General features: G+C 65.1%; 11 protein-coding genes. 4 read left to right on the top strand and 7 right to left on the bottom strand.

Going from position 1 to position 15,860, the window contains the following annotated elements; genetic code table 11:
- Positions 1-373 precede the first annotated feature (373 nt).
- Positions 374-3,505, bottom strand: coding sequence for a cytochrome P450 (locus EQ874_RS20330; protein WP_242496837.1), 3,132 nt, complete (start codon positions 3,503-3,505; stop codon positions 374-376).
- A 79-nt stretch (positions 3,506-3,584) separates the two neighbouring features.
- On the opposite strand from EQ874_RS20330, the gene EQ874_RS20325 reads away from it, so the two are divergent.
- Both EQ874_RS20325 and EQ874_RS20320 read left to right on the top strand, forming a co-directional pair.
- The gene (locus EQ874_RS20325) at positions 3,585-4,145 is read left to right on the top strand and encodes a TetR-like C-terminal domain-containing protein (protein WP_165369291.1); all 561 of its coding nucleotides are present in this window, start codon (positions 3,585-3,587) and stop codon (positions 4,143-4,145) included.
- Positions 4,146-4,553: 408 nt separating this feature from the next.
- Positions 4,554-5,453 carry an alpha/beta hydrolase gene (locus EQ874_RS20320; protein ID WP_064063692.1) on the top strand — a complete coding sequence of 300 codons (900 nt, stop codon included), beginning with the start codon at positions 4,554-4,556 and terminating at the stop codon, positions 5,451-5,453.
- A gap of 45 nt (positions 5,454-5,498) precedes the next feature.
- Here the strand turns inward: EQ874_RS20320 and EQ874_RS20315 are convergent, their stop codons facing one another.
- The 4 genes from EQ874_RS20315 to EQ874_RS20300 all read right to left on the bottom strand — a co-directional run bounded on the left by EQ874_RS20315 (position 5,499) and on the right by EQ874_RS20300 (position 11,962).
- Positions 5,499-6,596 carry an ABC transporter ATP-binding protein gene (locus EQ874_RS20315; protein ID WP_129977940.1) on the bottom strand — a complete coding sequence of 366 codons (1,098 nt, stop codon included), beginning with the start codon at positions 6,594-6,596 and terminating at the stop codon, positions 5,499-5,501.
- On the bottom strand, positions 6,593-8,095 hold the full coding sequence (locus tag EQ874_RS20310) for an iron ABC transporter permease (protein ID WP_242496849.1): 1,503 nt from the start codon (positions 8,093-8,095) through the stop codon (positions 6,593-6,595). Before EQ874_RS20310 ends, EQ874_RS20315 begins: the two co-directional genes overlap by 4 nt.
- 83 nt (positions 8,096-8,178) lie before the next feature.
- Positions 8,179-9,219 carry an iron ABC transporter substrate-binding protein gene (locus EQ874_RS20305; RefSeq protein ID WP_064063689.1) on the bottom strand — a complete coding sequence of 347 codons (1,041 nt, stop codon included), beginning with the start codon at positions 9,217-9,219 and terminating at the stop codon, positions 8,179-8,181.
- A gap of 163 nt (positions 9,220-9,382) precedes the next feature.
- On the bottom strand, positions 9,383-11,962 hold the full coding sequence (locus EQ874_RS20300; protein ID WP_129977981.1) for an AMP-binding protein: 2,580 nt from the start codon (positions 11,960-11,962) through the stop codon (positions 9,383-9,385).
- Positions 11,963-12,336: 374 nt separating this feature from the next.
- On the opposite strand from EQ874_RS20300, the gene EQ874_RS20295 reads away from it, so the two are divergent.
- Positions 12,337-13,242 (top strand): formylglycine-generating enzyme family protein, encoded by a 906-nt coding sequence (locus EQ874_RS20295; protein WP_172506157.1) that lies wholly within the window; start codon positions 12,337-12,339, stop codon positions 13,240-13,242.
- Between the two features lie 73 nt (positions 13,243-13,315).
- On the opposite strand, the gene EQ874_RS20290 is transcribed toward EQ874_RS20295, so the two are convergent.
- Entirely contained in the window at positions 13,316-14,233 is a 918-nt protein-coding gene (locus tag EQ874_RS20290; protein WP_129977938.1) for a TauD/TfdA family dioxygenase, read from the bottom strand.
- The gene (locus tag EQ874_RS20285) at positions 14,202-14,423 is read right to left on the bottom strand and encodes a hypothetical protein (RefSeq protein ID WP_207213595.1); all 222 of its coding nucleotides are present in this window, start codon (positions 14,421-14,423) and stop codon (positions 14,202-14,204) included. The genes EQ874_RS20290 and EQ874_RS20285 overlap by 32 nt, the downstream gene beginning before the upstream one ends.
- A 20-nt stretch (positions 14,424-14,443) precedes the next feature.
- On the opposite strand from EQ874_RS20285, the gene EQ874_RS20280 reads away from it, so the two are divergent.
- Positions 14,444-15,778 carry a sulfatase-like hydrolase/transferase gene (locus EQ874_RS20280; protein ID WP_242496836.1) on the top strand — a complete coding sequence of 445 codons (1,335 nt, stop codon included), beginning with the start codon at positions 14,444-14,446 and terminating at the stop codon, positions 15,776-15,778.
- Positions 15,779-15,860: the final 82 nt, after the last annotated feature.

The following is a 15,860-nucleotide window of genomic DNA, read 5'->3' as shown; positions in this document are numbered from 1 at the left end:
GCAGCACCAGGGCGCACACCGAGAACCCCATCAAGATCAGCACCACGTATGCGGTGTCGGTCATATCGTCTTCCCTTGCCGTCGACACGAACAGGCGCCGGTCGGCACCCGCATCACACGCTGGCACCCACCGAACCGGTTCGGCCGGATCCTTACGAAATCCTGATGCTCTCCGGCGATATCCATACGGGATCCTGATATCGGCTCTGCTCCTCCGGGGGAGCGCCGCCCGGGTCGGAGGCAACTGCCCGACCGGTGAACGATCGAAGCGGTGCGCGTGCACGGTCCGGTCCGGGAAGACGAGTGAATCGTTCAGCTGTGCAGCCATTGCCGGCGGTGTGCAGCTGCCGCCTTCGGTCGATCGCGTGTGGTGTCAGGCAAAGATGTCCTGATGGTAGCGCCCTTCGGTCTCGAGGCGGCGCAGCCGAACTTCTCCGTCGTCGCCCGTCCGGTCGGCGTAGATCTGTGCCAACGCTTGTCGGACAGCCGGTGCCATGCGCAGTCCGTCTCCACAGATGTAGATATGTGCCCCTTGTTCGAGTAGGTCCCAGATGCGGTCGGCTTCGGCAGCCACGGCGTGCTGGACGTAACGGATCGGATGGCCGGGCAGCGCGGAGTAGGCCGTGTGCACCCGCACCCGGCCGGCTTCGTGCCAGGTGTCGAGTTCGTCGCCGTAGAGCCGGTCGTGCTTCGGGTGACGGCAACCGGTGAACAGCTCGATCGGTCCTGTCGAGGCGGTGTGGGCGCGCTCTTCCAGGAAACCCCTCAACGGTGCGATACCGGTTCCGGGGCCGATCAGAATCACCGGGGTCGTCGGATCGGCGGGTAAACGGAACGACGGTATGGGCGTGCGGACATGACCGTAGAAGATCTCTCCGGGTGTCAGATCTGCCAGGTAGGCAGAGCACGTGCCTCGGTACCGGCCCGTGCCCGACCACGCGGCACCTTCCACCAGCCCGACGGTGAGCCGGACATGACCCGGCCTCGCCGACGGTGACGACGAGATCGAGTAATAACGCGGACGGATCGGTCCGGTAGTTTCCAGAAAGACCGCCAGCGGCAGCGTGATCGAAGGGAACCATTCCAGTAGATCGGTCACGCACACGTGCTTGGCCAGAATCTCCTCGGCGTAGGCGTGGGCGAGTGCCCTCAATTGCCCGCGGGTATGCGGGCAGGAGGTGTAGGCGGTCAGCGTCTCGAGATCGGAGCGTGTGGCAGGCTCCTGCAGTTCGACGAATTCGCTCAACAACAGCCCCACCGTGACCGGCCTGCCTATCGGCAGGTGGGTGGTTCCTCGGGCACGTAACCGCACCACCTGGCCGCGGGGGATACGGAGAACGCGTAGTGCCCGCTGCACCTGTTCGGGATCATTCCGGGCAACGACAGCGAGGTGATCACCTGCGGCATAGGTGACACCGTCGGGAAGTGCGGCAACGATCGAACGCACCCCGGGACGGGGTGCCTCACGCGAGAAGTCCCAGAGCCCGGCAGGATCACCGGTGAGTTCGTGGTTCTCGACCACGGTCAGCGGGACGGACGCCGCGGAGAGCACCTCGGGACGTGTGTCGGATTCTGTGAGAACGTCCACTCGGTAACGGCTACCGCCGGCATCGGCAGCTGTGCCGTACTCGGCGGCCAGCGCTTCCCACAGTGCAGTGGTCCACGCGCTGACACCACCGTCGAAATCACCGGCTGCGTCGGCCTCGCCCCGGTCGACCAGAGGCACCGCTCCCGCCGCGGTCAGCTTGGCGTAGGCCCGTCGAGGAAAGGCCTGGTAGGTGGGCCACTGAGTGTCGCCGCAACCGAGCAACGCGAGCCGTATGTCGTGCAGGGACGGCAGTTCGTCACAGGCATCGAAGAGTTGGGCATTGTCGGGTGCTCGGCCGTTGTAGCTGGCGGCGATCACGGCGAGAATCCCCTCACGGGGCGGTTCGGCAGCAAGTTCGTCGAGGGTGATCACGCGAACGTCGAAACCGGATCGGTCTGCCCGCTCGGCGAGCCGTTCGGAGATATCGGCGCAGGTGCCGAGGTTGGAACCGTACGCGATCGTCAGGACGGTACCGGCGGAGACCGCGTCGATCGGTTCCTCGGGGGTTGTCGCCGCGACAGGCGTGTGCTCGGTGGCCCGTTCATGAGGCCGGCGTTTCCGGACGCGGACGGTGAAACCGTCCGGTTTGAGAGTGAGGGTCTGCTTGAGCTTCATTCGGTAGGCACGCGGATCACCGATCGCGAACTGTTGCAGGATCAGCGCGAGAGCCAGCCTGGCTTCGGTGAGAGCGAACTGGCGTCCTATACAGGCGCGTTCGCCGTTTCCGAACGGTTTGTATGCTGCGGGATGGTGCGCGTTTCTGCGTTCGGGAAGCCACCTGTCGATGTCGAAATCGTCCGGCCTGTCCCACGCCTTCGGGTGGCGGTGCAGGGCCGGCAGCAACACGAAGATCTGTTGACCTTTGCGGATCGGATAGTGGCCGATCTCGGTGTCGGAGAACGGCTCGAGGATGATGCCGGGGATGGGTGACCAGATTCGGAGCGTTTCCTCCAGCACCCGGGGGATCACGTCCAGTTTCATGATCGCTTCGTATGTCGGCGCGGTGCCGTCGGGAAGCAGCCGGTCGACCTCGCGGTACGCCTGGGCGAGCGCATGGGGGTTGCGCAGCAGGTTGTACAGGGCGAAGGAGAGCAGTCCACTGGTCGTCTCGTGTCCGGCAATGAGGAAGGTCAGCACCTGATTGCGGATGTTCTCGTCGGGCAACGCCTGCCCGGTTCGGGGGTCGGTGGCGTCGAGCATCAAACCGAGAAGGTCCGTTCTACCGGCGTGGTCGCGTCCGCGGCGCCGGCGGATGACTTCGTCCACCAGTTCCTGCATGACACGGATGTCGGCTCGGTAGGTCTCGTCGCGTGTGGTGCGCATTCTGGTAACCAGTCGGGGCTGCCGAGCGCGGACCATGGCTTCGGTCAAGGCGTTGCTCATCGCTTGAAGGAAGGGATGAAGTTGTGGGGAGGTGAAGGATTCGAATCGGAAGCCGAAGCCGGTGAGCGCAATGGTGTCCAAGGTCAGACGAGTCATGTCGTCGGCGACGGGCAGGTCTTCGCCTTCCCTCCGAGCCCAGGATGCGGTCAGGGCTTCGGCGACCTCGAGCATCTCCGCGAAGTAGGCTTTCATGGACCGCTGTCCGAATGCGGGCATCAGGATGCGGTGTGCCTGACCCCAAACCGGTTCGTTGCCGCGTGCAGTGAACAATCCGTCGCCGGCGAAGTCGCGCACGAGCGACAGTGGTGGCGCGATGCTCTTGTAGAACCGTGTCTCGTCGCAGACCTCGGCAACGAGGTCGGGATCGTAGACGAACATCGCCCGGTGACCCAGGATGTCCACCTGAAAGATGCCCTCGGGATGCTCCTGGGCCGCTTCTACCAGGAAGTCGGTGGGTACGTCGCCGGCAAGCTGGAGGGCGTTGCCGAGGATGGGCACTCCTCGCAGGCTGGGGACGGAGCGAGTCGCGGACACGGAAGACTCCTTCGGGCCGGGGCGGGTGGCTGTACCACCACCAGCCATACACTGTATGGCGATCGCTAGCATACGGCGTATGGTCGCCAGCGCGCATCGGGGTGCACCCTTGACCCCGGAAGAGATCTATTCGACAGCTCTGCGCCTCATCGATGCGATCGGGGTGGAGGGACTGTCCATGCGCAAGCTGGCGGTCGAACTCGACGTCAACCCGATGTCGCTCTACCACCACGTCGACAACAAGACCGCCCTTCTCCGGCGGGTGTGCGCCTTGGTTGCCCTCCAACTGGATGTGCCCGACGATGACGAGGCCCCGTGGACAGAGCAGCTCCGGGCGCTCGGCTATGCGTGTCGCACCAGTGCGCGCCGGCATCCGTCTCTGTGGCTCTACGCGCTGTCGCATCCGGAGGTGACCGGAAGCGATCACCTCCTCTGGAGAGCGCTCGACCGGGTTCTCGCCAACGCCGGTGTCGATGAGGAAGAACAGGTCTACGCCCGCAAGACCCTCTTTGCTCTCCTGGCCGGTTTCATCCTCAGTGAGACGACCGGTGCGCTGAACGAGCAGGGCGGTGCCGCGGACCCCGACAAGACCTTCGAGGCTTTTCTCAACTTTGCGATTTCCGGACTGTCGGCATTCTGAAAGTTGTTCTGCTTCTACACTTTGCGCAAACTCTGCAGTCCCCGGCTGGTAGTGCGGAGTGCAACGATCGATCCGATGGAGCCGATCCCGGTGCGACTCTGTTCGCTTCGATCGGATGGGGTGACCCGATCTCGTGAACGACGGATGATGCAGTGGAGCAACGCTTGTAGTCGTCATTACCGTGTGCGGACGAGCTTCGCCGGTGTCGTCGGTGAATCGACCGCGCGGATGGTGGCATCCAGGGCGAGAGCCCGTGTCCGAATTCTGTTGTGGCGCTGCCGCCGAGAGAATGGTTCCACGACGTGATCGGAGCTCGGTGGTGAGTAGACCGGTGCGGGTGAATCGCCGTTTACCGCGTAGTGCACCATCGATGTGAATACTCGACTCGACAATGTTGGTGAGGGACTCATGGATCCGATTGCCACCCGGTGTGAATTTCGCGGCCACGGTGTCGTACTTGCCGCGGATCGGTGGGACCCACCCACTGTGAGCGACAACGGATCGGGCATCGACCGCAAGGGTGTGGTGTTGTTGCTGCACGGTGGCGGGCAGACCCGGCACTCCTGGCGAAATACCGGCCGAAGGCTGGCGACGGACGGCTGGTCTGCCATCGCTGTGGACGCCCGTGGCCACGGGGACAGTCGATGGGCACCGGACGGGGACTACGGCATCGATGCTCTGGTCGCCGATCTGACGGCGATCATCGGCGAGCTGGGGGAGAAGCCGGTACTGGTCGGGGCGTCGATGGGCGGTATGACGTCGTTGATCGGGCAGGGCGAGAATCCCGACCTCGCTCGCGGGGTGGTCCTGGTCGATATCGCGCCGAAAGTCGAAACCGAGGGCATCGCCGAGATCGCGGCGTTCATGCGCAGTGGCCTCGAAGGATTCGCCAGCCTGGACGAGGCTGCCGCAGCGATCGCGGCGTACACCCCGAACCGTGCTCGCACGTCCAATCCGCAGGGGTTGCGCAAGAACCTGCGCTTGCGCGACGGCCGCTGGTTCTGGCATTGGGATCCGGCGTTTCTTCGCCACGGTGACGAGCCCACTCGTCAAACCGATTCCCTCATGCGGTACGAACGCGCTCGAGAGGCTGCGGCGGCGATCACGGTGCCCACCATGCTTGTTCGGGGCCGGCAATCGAATGTGGTCAGCGAGGAAGGTGCGAAGGAACTGCTCGACCTGATCCCGACCGCCACGCTGATCGATGTCACGGGCGCCGGCCACATGGTCGCTGGTGACGACAATGACGTTTTCAGTGACGGATTGAAGGAGTTTCTCGACGACCGCGTCGTCACCGCACGGTCTTGAAGCAGGTACGACCTGGAGGTCGCCGACAGGAGCGCTCGAATGTCGTCAGGGCTGTAGGCCGGGAGGCTGCCATTCTCCGGTGACCGGCGCCGACTCGAGAGACCGAACCGGGTATGCCACGCCGGTGCCGAGTACTCGGATGCCGACGCGGTCGCCCGGATCGAGGGTGGTGACACCGAAGCGGCGCACGGTGACGCGTTCGGGGACCGCGCCGTCGGGGGCGTCGAGGCGGATACCGATGAGCATCTCCGATCCGAGATACTCGACATCGACGACCATCCCGGACACATCGGCGCCATCCAGGGTGAGCTCGATCTGCTCGGGCCGCACCATGACCTGGGCGCGTCCGTGGACACCGTTCGCGGACACCGGGATCTCGCCGAGCGCGCAGCGTGCCGTTCCGCCGTCGATACGAGCCGGCAGGACGACGGCGTCACCGATGAACTGTGCGGTGGTGACGTCGATGGGGGCGGAATAGATCTCGCGGGGGGTGCCGATCTGGGCGAGCCGACCTGCATTCATCACTGCGACCCGGTCGGCGAAGGACAGCGCCTCGGATTGATCGTGGGTCACCAGGATGGTGGTGATCCCGGCCTTGGCGAGAACGTCGGCGACGATCCTGCGAGTGCTCGCCCGCAGGCCGGCGTCCAGCGCGGAGAACGGTTCGTCGAGCAGCATCAGTTCCGGTTCGCGCGCCAGTGCCCGCGCGAGGGCCACTCGTTGCTGCTGCCCGCCCGACAGCTGATCGGGTCGTCGGGACGCGTACGAGGCGTCGAGGGAGACCATCTCGAGCAGTTCGGTGATCTTCGCTGAGTTGCGGGCCCGGCGGGGAAGGCCGAAACCGACGTTCGCTCCCACGGTGGCGTGCGGAAACAGCGCACCGTCCTGGGCGACGTAGCCCACCGAACGCCGGTGCGCGGGCGTCCAACCACCGCCTGCGACGATCCGGCCGGCCAGGGCGATGGTGCCGGAATCCGGTTTCTCGAAACCCGCGATCAGGCGGAGCAGGGTGGTTTTGCCGCAGCCGGACGGGCCCACGATCGCCGTGGTCGAGCCCGTCTTCACGGAGAACCCGACGTGCCGCAGGACCGGCGTGGCGCCGAAGGACTTGTCGAGTGCGGCCACTTCGAGGGCGTAGGTCATAGTCCCGCCACCTTCTTCGACTGAGAGAAAAGCAGGTAGGTCATGGGCAGCGACAGCACGATCATGAGCAGTGCATACGGTGCGGCGCCGGCGTAGTCGATCTCGCTGCTCAGGGACCAGAACTGCATGGAGAGAGTGCGGGTACCGGTCGGAGCCAGCAGCAAGGTGGCGGTCAGTTCGTTGACGATACCCAGGAACACCAGCGCGCCACCGGCGGCCATGGCCGGGGCCGCCAGCCGCAAGGTCACCCGGAAGAACGCCGAGAGTGGGGACAGGCCGAGCGACTGGGCGGCCTCCTCGAGCCCGACAGGGGCCTGGGCGAGTCCCGCCCGCAGATTGACCAGTGCGCGTGGCAGGAACAGTAGCGCGTAGGCGGCGATCACCACGGTCACGCTCTGATAGAGCGGAGGGAGATAACGGATGGTGACCGTGACGAACGCCAGTGCCACGACGATGCCGGGCAGCGAACTGGAAATGTAGGTGCCGCCCTCGAGGATGCGGCTGAACCGACCCCGGTGGCGGATCGAGATCCAGGCGATAGGGAACGCGAGTACACAGGTCACCACGGCGCCGACGATGCCGAACCCGAGGGTCTGCGCCAGCGCGGCGGCCAGGGCGTTCCATTCCCAGACGTCGCCGCCACCGATGATGAGCCATCGCAGGACACTGCCGACGGGGACACCGACCGACAACGCGATCAGAACCCCGAGGAACAGCAGTGCGATCGGTGAGTACCACGGGCCGAGCTCGGCAGGCACGGCTCGGCGGGCAGCTCCTGGACCGAGACGGGCGTACCGGGCGCTGCCGCGGACGACCGCTTCGATGATCAGCAGGGACAGGCAGAGCAGGACCAGAACGCCGGCGAGCATGGTCGCTGCGGTTCCGTTGAAGGTCGATTGGTACTGCTCGAAGATCGCCGTGGTGAACGTGTTGAATCGGATGAAGACGAACGCGCCGTATTCGGCGAGCAGGTGCAGTGCGACCAACAGTGCTCCGCCGGCGATGGCAAGGCGCAGTTGCGGGACGACGACGCGGAAGAACACAGCCCACGGGCCGACGCCGAGGGCTCGCGCCGATTCCTCGACGGCGGGATCGAGCCGACGTAGCGTCGCGGCGGTCGGAATGTAGACGAGCGGGAAGTAGGAGAGGGTGGCGATGAGAACGCCGCCGTGCAGTCCGCCGAGGGAGGGAATCAGCGTCACCCACGAATAGCTGTTGACGAACGCCGGCACGGCGAGCGGTGCCGCGAGGAGCACCGCCCACACCTTCGCTCCCGGTACCCGGGTGCGCTCGACGAGCCAGGCGGCGAGGACACCGACGACGATGCAGAGGGGCACCGTGACGACGACCAATTGCACGGTGTTCGTCAGCAGTTCGCCGACGCGGGGGCGGAACAGCAGCGCGGATGCGGTATCCCAGCCCGTGTCGATGCTCTGCACGACGATGTAGCCGAGTGGGATGAGTGACGCGGCCACCACGATCAGTGCGGCAACCGCCAGGGGGAGCGGCGGGCGCGGCCGAGCGGCCGGGCGACGGGGAGTGTCCGCGTCGCCCGACCGCGTGCGGCCGATCGGTGCAAGTTTCAGAGCAGGCCGGCTTCCGTCATGAGTTCGGTGACCTGCGGGCTGTTGAGCTTCGCGGGGTCGACCTTCGGGGCCTGCAGATCGGCGAGCGGCACCAGTTCCGGATTCGCCGGCACATCGCTGCCGACCGAGTACTCGAAGGACGTCCCGGTCTGCAGAACCTCCTGGCCTTGTTTCCCGGTGACGAACTTCAGGAACCGCTGCGCTGCGTCCTGCTGGGTGCTCGATTTCAGGACGCCGCCGCCCGAGACGCTCACGAACGCGCCCGGATCCTCGTTCTTGAAGTAGTGCAGCGCGACGTTGTTGCTGTTCTCACCGGTCCTGGACTGATCTCCGAACCAGTAGTAGTGGTAGATCACGCCGCCCGGGATCTCCCCGGCGTTGACGGCCTTCATCACCGTGTTGTTCCCCTGGTAGGTGCGCACATTCTCCTTCATCCCGGCCAGCCACTGGCGGGTGGCGTCCTCACCCTTCAGCTCGAGCAGCGCACTGATGATGGCCTGGAAGTCGGCGCCCGACGGCGACGCGGCCCATCGGTCCTTCCAGGCAGGGTCCTGCAGGTCGAGCAGCGACCCGGGAAGCTGGTCCTGGGGCAGGCTGTCCTTGTTGTATGCGAAGACGGTGGAGCGGGCCGCGATGCCGGTCCACTTGCCGCTCGACGGCCGGTACTGGCTCGGGACCTGGTCGAGGACGTCCTGGTCGACGTCGGCGAAGAGTCCGGCGTTCTCCACCAGCGTCATCGCCGGGGAGTTCTCGGTGAGGAAGACGTCGGCCGGCGACTGGTCACCTTCGGCGACGAGGAGGTTGCCGAGTTCGGTGTCGTTGCCGTTGCGTAGTTCTACCTCGATGCCGGTCTCGGCGGTGAAGGCGTCGGCCCATTCCTGGGTCAGTGACTCGTGTTGGGCGTTGTACACGGTGATCTGGTCGGCGGTGTCCGAATCGGCTCCGCCACCCGAACCGGACTCCGAGCACGCCGACAGTGTCAGCACCGCGGCGGTGGCCAGAGCCACTCCCGATATCAGTCCGGTCCGAATCCTCATAGTGTGTCCGTCCTCTTGTGCAGCGGGAAATCTCCCACCCGTGGTCAGGAAAACGATGCTACTCGAAGGATTGGCAAGCCTAATAATCGGAACCGGATTCGCGATCCGGATCGACTCGGTAGCACCTGCTCTCGCTGGTAGCGCTCCCGGAGTCCGAGCCTTACTACGACCGGCTGCCGGCGGCTGTGTGTGCCTCGGTTGCGGAGGTGCGAGACGAACTATCGGTGGAGACGATCGGATCCCGGTCGTCTCTCGATCGCGGGATGCCGAGCCGTCGGCGCAGGGAGAGGACGGCTGTCACTCCTTGCCAGAAGAGAATGCCGACGAGGATCGACAGAGCGAAGGCCAGCCAAGGATGGTCTTCTCGCAACGGTAGGTACACCTGGAAGTGCGTCAGGTAGATGTAGAGAGATGCGCTTGCCAGCACCCCTGCGATCCTGCTCAGTGCAGGTGGGCAGGGAACGGAGTCGAGCCACACCAGCAGGCACAGCCCACCTATGACGAGGAGCTCTCGCTGGAGGTCGCCGGAGAAGTATCCGGGCACAGTGGCTGCGATCACCGCGGTGACGCCCGCGCGGTGCCACACGGTCGTCGCCGTGGCGGCGGCCCAACCCAGGGCGAACAGCCAGAAGACCATCGAGGCGCTCAGAATGAGATTGTTGCCGTCGCCGAGCTCGACGATGCCGTAGCGGGGGAGCAGACCCACTCCCACCAATCCGATGGCGAACCAGAACGAGTGTTTGCGCTCGATGCGATCGACGAGCGGGATGGACAACACCGCGATGACGACGAGCAGGATGTAGACGATCGCTTCGATGAACCAGTACCGCCATTCCGGCGTCCACCCGTCGGGTCCGAGAATGCCGTTGAGCAAGAAGGCGCTGGTCACGAGATAGTCGCCGGTCAGTGCGATCACGGCAGCGAGCCACAGCATGCTGGGGACGGCGATTCGGGCCACGCTGCCCAGGACATGGCGTACCCGTTCGGTCCGGGGAGTGGCGAGATGGAAGCGGGCGAAGTTGTAGCCGGCGACCCCGAGGAGCACATGCGCGCCGCCGAGCGCCCCGAACAGCCGAATGTGTGATCCCACGATGAGCACGATCGCGACGGCGCGGAGCAGCACGTTGGTCTCGACCGTCCGCCACCATCGTCGTCGGGGTGCGGGTACGAAATCCTTGATCGCGGTGGTGTGCCAGTTCTCGGGAAGACAGCCGAGCATCCGCTCGAGTCGGAGGGACATCTGCACATAGGACAGGGAATCGCCGCCGAGGCTCACGAACGAGCTGTCGTCGGTGACCTGCGTACTGCGCAACACCTCGGCATACAGGGCCCGCAGGGCGTCCGTGTCCACGACGGTGGTCGTTGTCGTCACCGGAACGGGTGCTGCGTCGTGGACCAGCCCGGCCACCGCCCGAAGGTCAGGTTTGCCCGTGCTGGTCCGTGGAAGTTCGTCGACGAGGCACACCCGCACCGCGGCGACGGGAAGACCGCAGGCCCGTGCGCTCGCGGACCGGACCGCGTCGACATCGCTCGCGCCTTCGACCGCCACGATCATTTCGTCCGTACCACCGACGCAGCAGGCCGTCAGGCCCTCCTGTGCGAGAGTCGACTCGATCTGTTGCAGGTCGAGCCGCAGCCCGAAGAGCTTGACGAATCGGCTGCGCCGGCCCACCACCTCGTACAATCCGCCGTCGATCTGCCGCGCAAGGTCTCCGGTTCGTAGTTCGCCCTCCAGGATGTCCCCGAGACCCAGATCCTCGGGAGTGTGCGCGTAGCCGAGCATCACGTTCGGCCCCGTATAGATCAGTTCACCGGTGCCGTCCGGAGCATCCGGTACCGCCTCGAGGCGGAAGGAGCCCCCGGGTACAGCCCGTCCGATCGACTGCGGATGGTCGGTGGCGAGTTCCGGAGGCAGGTACGCCATCCGTGCGGTTGCCTCCGTCTGTCCGTACATGACGAAGAAGTCCCAGCCCCGCTCACGACCCAGTTGCGCATAGGCGCGGACACGATCCGGTGACAGTCGCCCGCCGGCCTGCGTGATGTAGCGCAGGTCGGGCAGATCCAGTTCGTCGAATCCGAACCGGTCGAGCAGATCGAAGGTATAGGGCACGCCGGCGAAGCTGGTGCCCCCGTGTGCCCGGAACAGCTCCCAGAACGCCGGATCGGTGACCGAGCGGGTCGTGAGCACCACTGCAGCGCCGCGCAGCAGATGGCTGTGGATCACCGACAAGCCGTAGCAGTAATGCATCGGCAATGTCGTCACCGCACGGTCGGTTCCGCGGATGCCGAGGTAGTCCGCGATCGACTCGGCATTGGACTGCACGTTGCGATGCGACAGGCGGACGAGTTTCGGGGAACCGGTCGAGCCGGAGGTGCTCAACAGCAGCGCCAGGTCGGGGTGCAGCACATGTGAGGAACCGTCACCCCGTTCCTCGACAGCCACGGTCCCGTCGATGCTGCGCACCACCACGTCGGGTCGGTACGCGTCGATCAGACCTTCGAGAGCGACGGGGTTGTCGCCCGGCGCCAGCAACACCGGATGTCCGGCGAGCAGAGCCGCGAGGTAGACGATGATCACGTCGATCTCGTTGGCACCTGCGAGCAGCACCAGGCGGCGGGTCTCGCCGAGCCGGGACGTTTCGTGCCGGACCTGCGCGGCCAGTTCGCTGTAGGTGACCGTCCGCTCCGACGTGATCAAGGCAGGGGTGTCGCCGAAGTCTTGCAGCCGACGTACGAAGCGCACGCCGGGACGCTCGTCGAGTATGGGGGAGCTGAACACCGAAAAAGTCTAAGGTATGCCGAACCTAACAGCCGAGGGTAGTGGGGGAAGTTCTCCACGGTGAACGTCTCTCCTGGTCACGGCCAGGGACACCGTTCTCCTGGACGCGGCGGTCATCCGAGATGACAGGTGGCGCGAGCCGGGACAATCCACCAGCGTTCACCGCCACGTGCGGACCTTCGACGCGGTGGCCGACACAGCCTTGACGCGCTGATCGTCCGGCCGGTGCCGGGTCGGTCGGCTATCCGGCCAGTGGGACGACCTCCGAGCAAGATATGCCAGGATGACAAGCTTCCGATATGAGGTCTCCGACGTCGGTGCGTATCCCCCCGAAGAACATGACCTGGATCTCCGGCGGCACGTTCTGGATGGGCTCGGAGGAGTTCTATCCCGAGGAGCGGCCGGTCCATCAGGTGCGTGTCGACGGATTCTTCATCGACACCCATCCGGTGACCGTCGCTGAGTTCCGACGGTTCGTGAAGGCAACCGGATACGTGACGACCGCGGAAACATCACCTCGGGCCGAGGACTATCCCGACGCCGATCCGCATTTGCTCGTGCCGGGTTCGCTGGTGTTCACCGCCCCGTCCGGGCCGGTGCCGCTCGATGACTATCACAGGTGGTGGACGTGGACACCCGGAGCCTCATGGCGCCACCCGGAGGGGCCTGGCAGCGACCTGGCCGGGCGCGAACGTCATCCCGTGACGCATGTGTCGTACTTCGACGCCCGGACCTATGCACAGTGGGCGGGTAAAGAACTGCCCTCGGAGGCGGAGTGGGAGTATGCGGCGCGGGGCGGTCTGGACCGGGCCCGTTTCGTCTGGGGGGACGAATTCACGCCTCGCGGCCGCTATCGTGCGAACACGTGGCAGGGACGTTTCCCGTGGGAGAACACCGCGGAGGACGGATTCGTGGGCACCTCCCCGGTGGGAGCGTACGGACCCAATGGTTACGGGCTCTCGGACATGGCCGGCAACGTCTGGGAGTGGACCGAGGACTTCTTCTTCGCGCGCCACGGTGCGGATGGCCGTGACCTCGAATCGGCACGTGCGTGTTGTATTCCGTCGAATCCGCGCGTAACGACGTCGGATGGGGACGAGCGTTATCCTCGCCGGGTCATCAAGGGTGGATCGCATCTGTGTGCGCCCAACTACTGCTTGCGCTATCGCCCGGCTGCGCGTCAGGGAGAAAGTGTGGAGACGTCCACGTGTCACATCGGATTCCGTTGCGTCATCCGTCCATGATGCTCTGGTCGCCGTGCACTGCCGTCGGCCCGTGCCGGGAGCTTCACGGCTCCGCGGCACCGGCCGAGAGGGCTCAGAACGGGATGTCGCCTTCGATCGAGACTCGTTCCATGACTCGTCGGTGAGGGAAATAGTCGCTGGCGGCGTAGTGCTGGGTGGCTCGGTTGTCCCAGAAGGCAATCGAGTCGGGTGCCCAGCGGAACCGGCACTGGAAGTCGGGAACCTTGGCCTGATCGAACAACTGCTGGAGCAGTCGGTCGCCTTCGACCGGATCGATGTCGGGAATGTGGGTGGTGAACAGACTGTTGACGAACAGGGTCTTACGTCCGGTCTCGGGGTGCGTCCGTACGATGGGGTGCCGTACCGGAGGGTACTGTTCCTTCATCTGTTCGAGTCGCTCCGGAGTCATGCTGCGGCCGAACGACGGAACGAAATCGTGTACTGCTTCGAGTCCGTCGATCCGTTCTTTGATCTCGTCCGGGAGACAGTCGTAGGCATTTCCCATGTCCGCCCACAGCGTGTCGCCACCGGCCGGCGGAACTTCCAGCGCCCGCAGAACGGAGCCGAGCGGAGGTCGTTTCTGCCAGGTGACATCCACATGCCAGATGTTCTCCGTACCCGGATTGTCCTGGCTGCGTTCGAAATGCACCACTTCCGGAACCTCCCCCTGGGGAAGCAGCGGATGCACCTCGAGTTCTCCCCAGTGGCGAGCGAAATCGCGGTGCTGTTCTGCGGTGATGTGCTGATTCCGGAAGAACAGCACCTTCCACTCCAGCAGGGCTCTGCGCAACTCGTCGATCTGTTCGGTTTCCGGGCTGCGCAGATCTATTCCGGACACCACCGCACCGATGTACGGGGTGACAGGTTCCACCTGCACCGTCGTGTACGGAGCGGTCTCGTGCTCCCCCGCCGTGCGACGTAGCAGGCGTGGTCCGAATTCGATTTTGTGCGAGCCTATTTCAACTGTGCGTGAGGAAATCGTGGGGGACACCGGAGCTCCTGTCGGGTGGGTTCGGGCGATCACCGGTTGCGTTGTGTCCGGGATGCCGGTGGGTGGCGTCTGCGAGCAGGGCGGCGACGGTCATGTCGATCAGGCGATCGACGGTCTCGTCGAAGTCTGCTCGCACGGATATGAATTCGGTGCGACGCTGCTCGTACAGAGCGAGTGCCGACACCGCCATGTTGAACATCAGATCGATGCGTGTCGTGGCGACACCTGTACATGCTCGGCGACAACGGAGCCTCCGCGGAAGGAGGCCTGGAAGGTTCGTTCAACTATCTGGCGGAATTGAACGGCTACCGGAGCACTACGCGGGACGTGCTCGACCGGTTCGACGAACTCGGCACACCCACCAGCTACCCGCATTACCCGGCTTCGTGGGCTCTTGCACTCGACACCCCCTATCAGTGGGCCAAGCAGGTCGCTTCACATTACGGCGGCACCCGTAACGGGCTGATCGTGCACTGGCCTGCCGGCATTGCCGCCACAGGTGGCCTGCGCCATCAATGGCACCATTGCGTCGATATCACCCCGACCATCCTCGAGGCGGCGGGCGTTCCGGCGCCGCACACGGTCGACGGTGTCGCCCAGATGCCCATGGAAGGTGTCGCGATGAACTACACGTTCGACGACCCGGCGGCCGAGGAACGTCACGTCACCCAGTACTTCGAGATCTTCGGTAACAGAGGTATCTATCACGAGGGGTGGACGGCGGTGACGGCACACCGCGCGCCCTGGCACATGGCGACCTACGGTCTCGAACTGCCCGGCCTCGACGAGGACCGCTGGGAGTTGTACGACACCACCACCGATTGGTCCCAGGCCCGCGATCTGGCGGACGAACATCCGGACGTCCTCGAGCGCTTGAAACAGCTCTTTCTCACCGAAGCCGCCCGATATCGGGTGCTTCCGCTCGACGACCGCACCGTCGGCCGAGGATCGGATCCGAGCTCCCGGCCGCCGCACCCGTTCGCGGGCCGACGCACCGTGACGCTGTATCCGCACATGCAGGGACTGGTCGAGAAGGCTGCACCCTCGTTCTTCAACCGTTCCTTCTCGCTGACCGCCCGGATCGACACTCGGGGGTCATCGTGCGAAGGAATTCTGGTCGGTATCGGGGGGCGTTTCGGCGGATTCGGGTTCTATGTGCTCGAGTCGCGGCCGGTGTTCTGCTACAACTTCAACGGAAAAGAGCACACTTTTGTTCGAGGACCGGCACTCTCGGAAGACGTGCGCGAGGTGTCGGTGCATTTCGAGTACGACGGTGGAGGCATCGGTAAGGGTGGCCGAGTGACACTGCTGGTCGACGGTGTCGCCGTTGCCGATGGGCGCGTCGAACGCACTGCGCGGGCGATCTTCTCGATGAACGAACAGCTCGATATCGGTATCGATCGCGGTAGCCCGGTGGCCGAGGAGATCGCTCGCCGAGACCGTTTCGCATTCTCCGGCACTGTGCATCACGTCAGAATCGACTTCGGTTCGGGTGGGGGAGTCCCGGTGGACGAGCAGCGACGGGTAGCGCTGGCAACCCACTGACCGGAGGTCGATGATCGCTGTCGACCGCGGCCCGGGAAGTCCGTCGAGGGACTTCCCGGGCCGCGCTGCTCGGGTGGTTCGA

It is taken from the genome of Rhodococcus sp. Q1 (assembly GCF_004153645.1).
GTDB classification, from domain to species: Bacteria; Actinomycetota; Actinomycetes; order Mycobacteriales; family Mycobacteriaceae; genus Rhodococcus; species Rhodococcus gordoniae.
The sequence above is the reverse complement of the archived record's forward strand: the minus strand, read 5'-3'. Positions and strand labels throughout refer to the sequence as shown.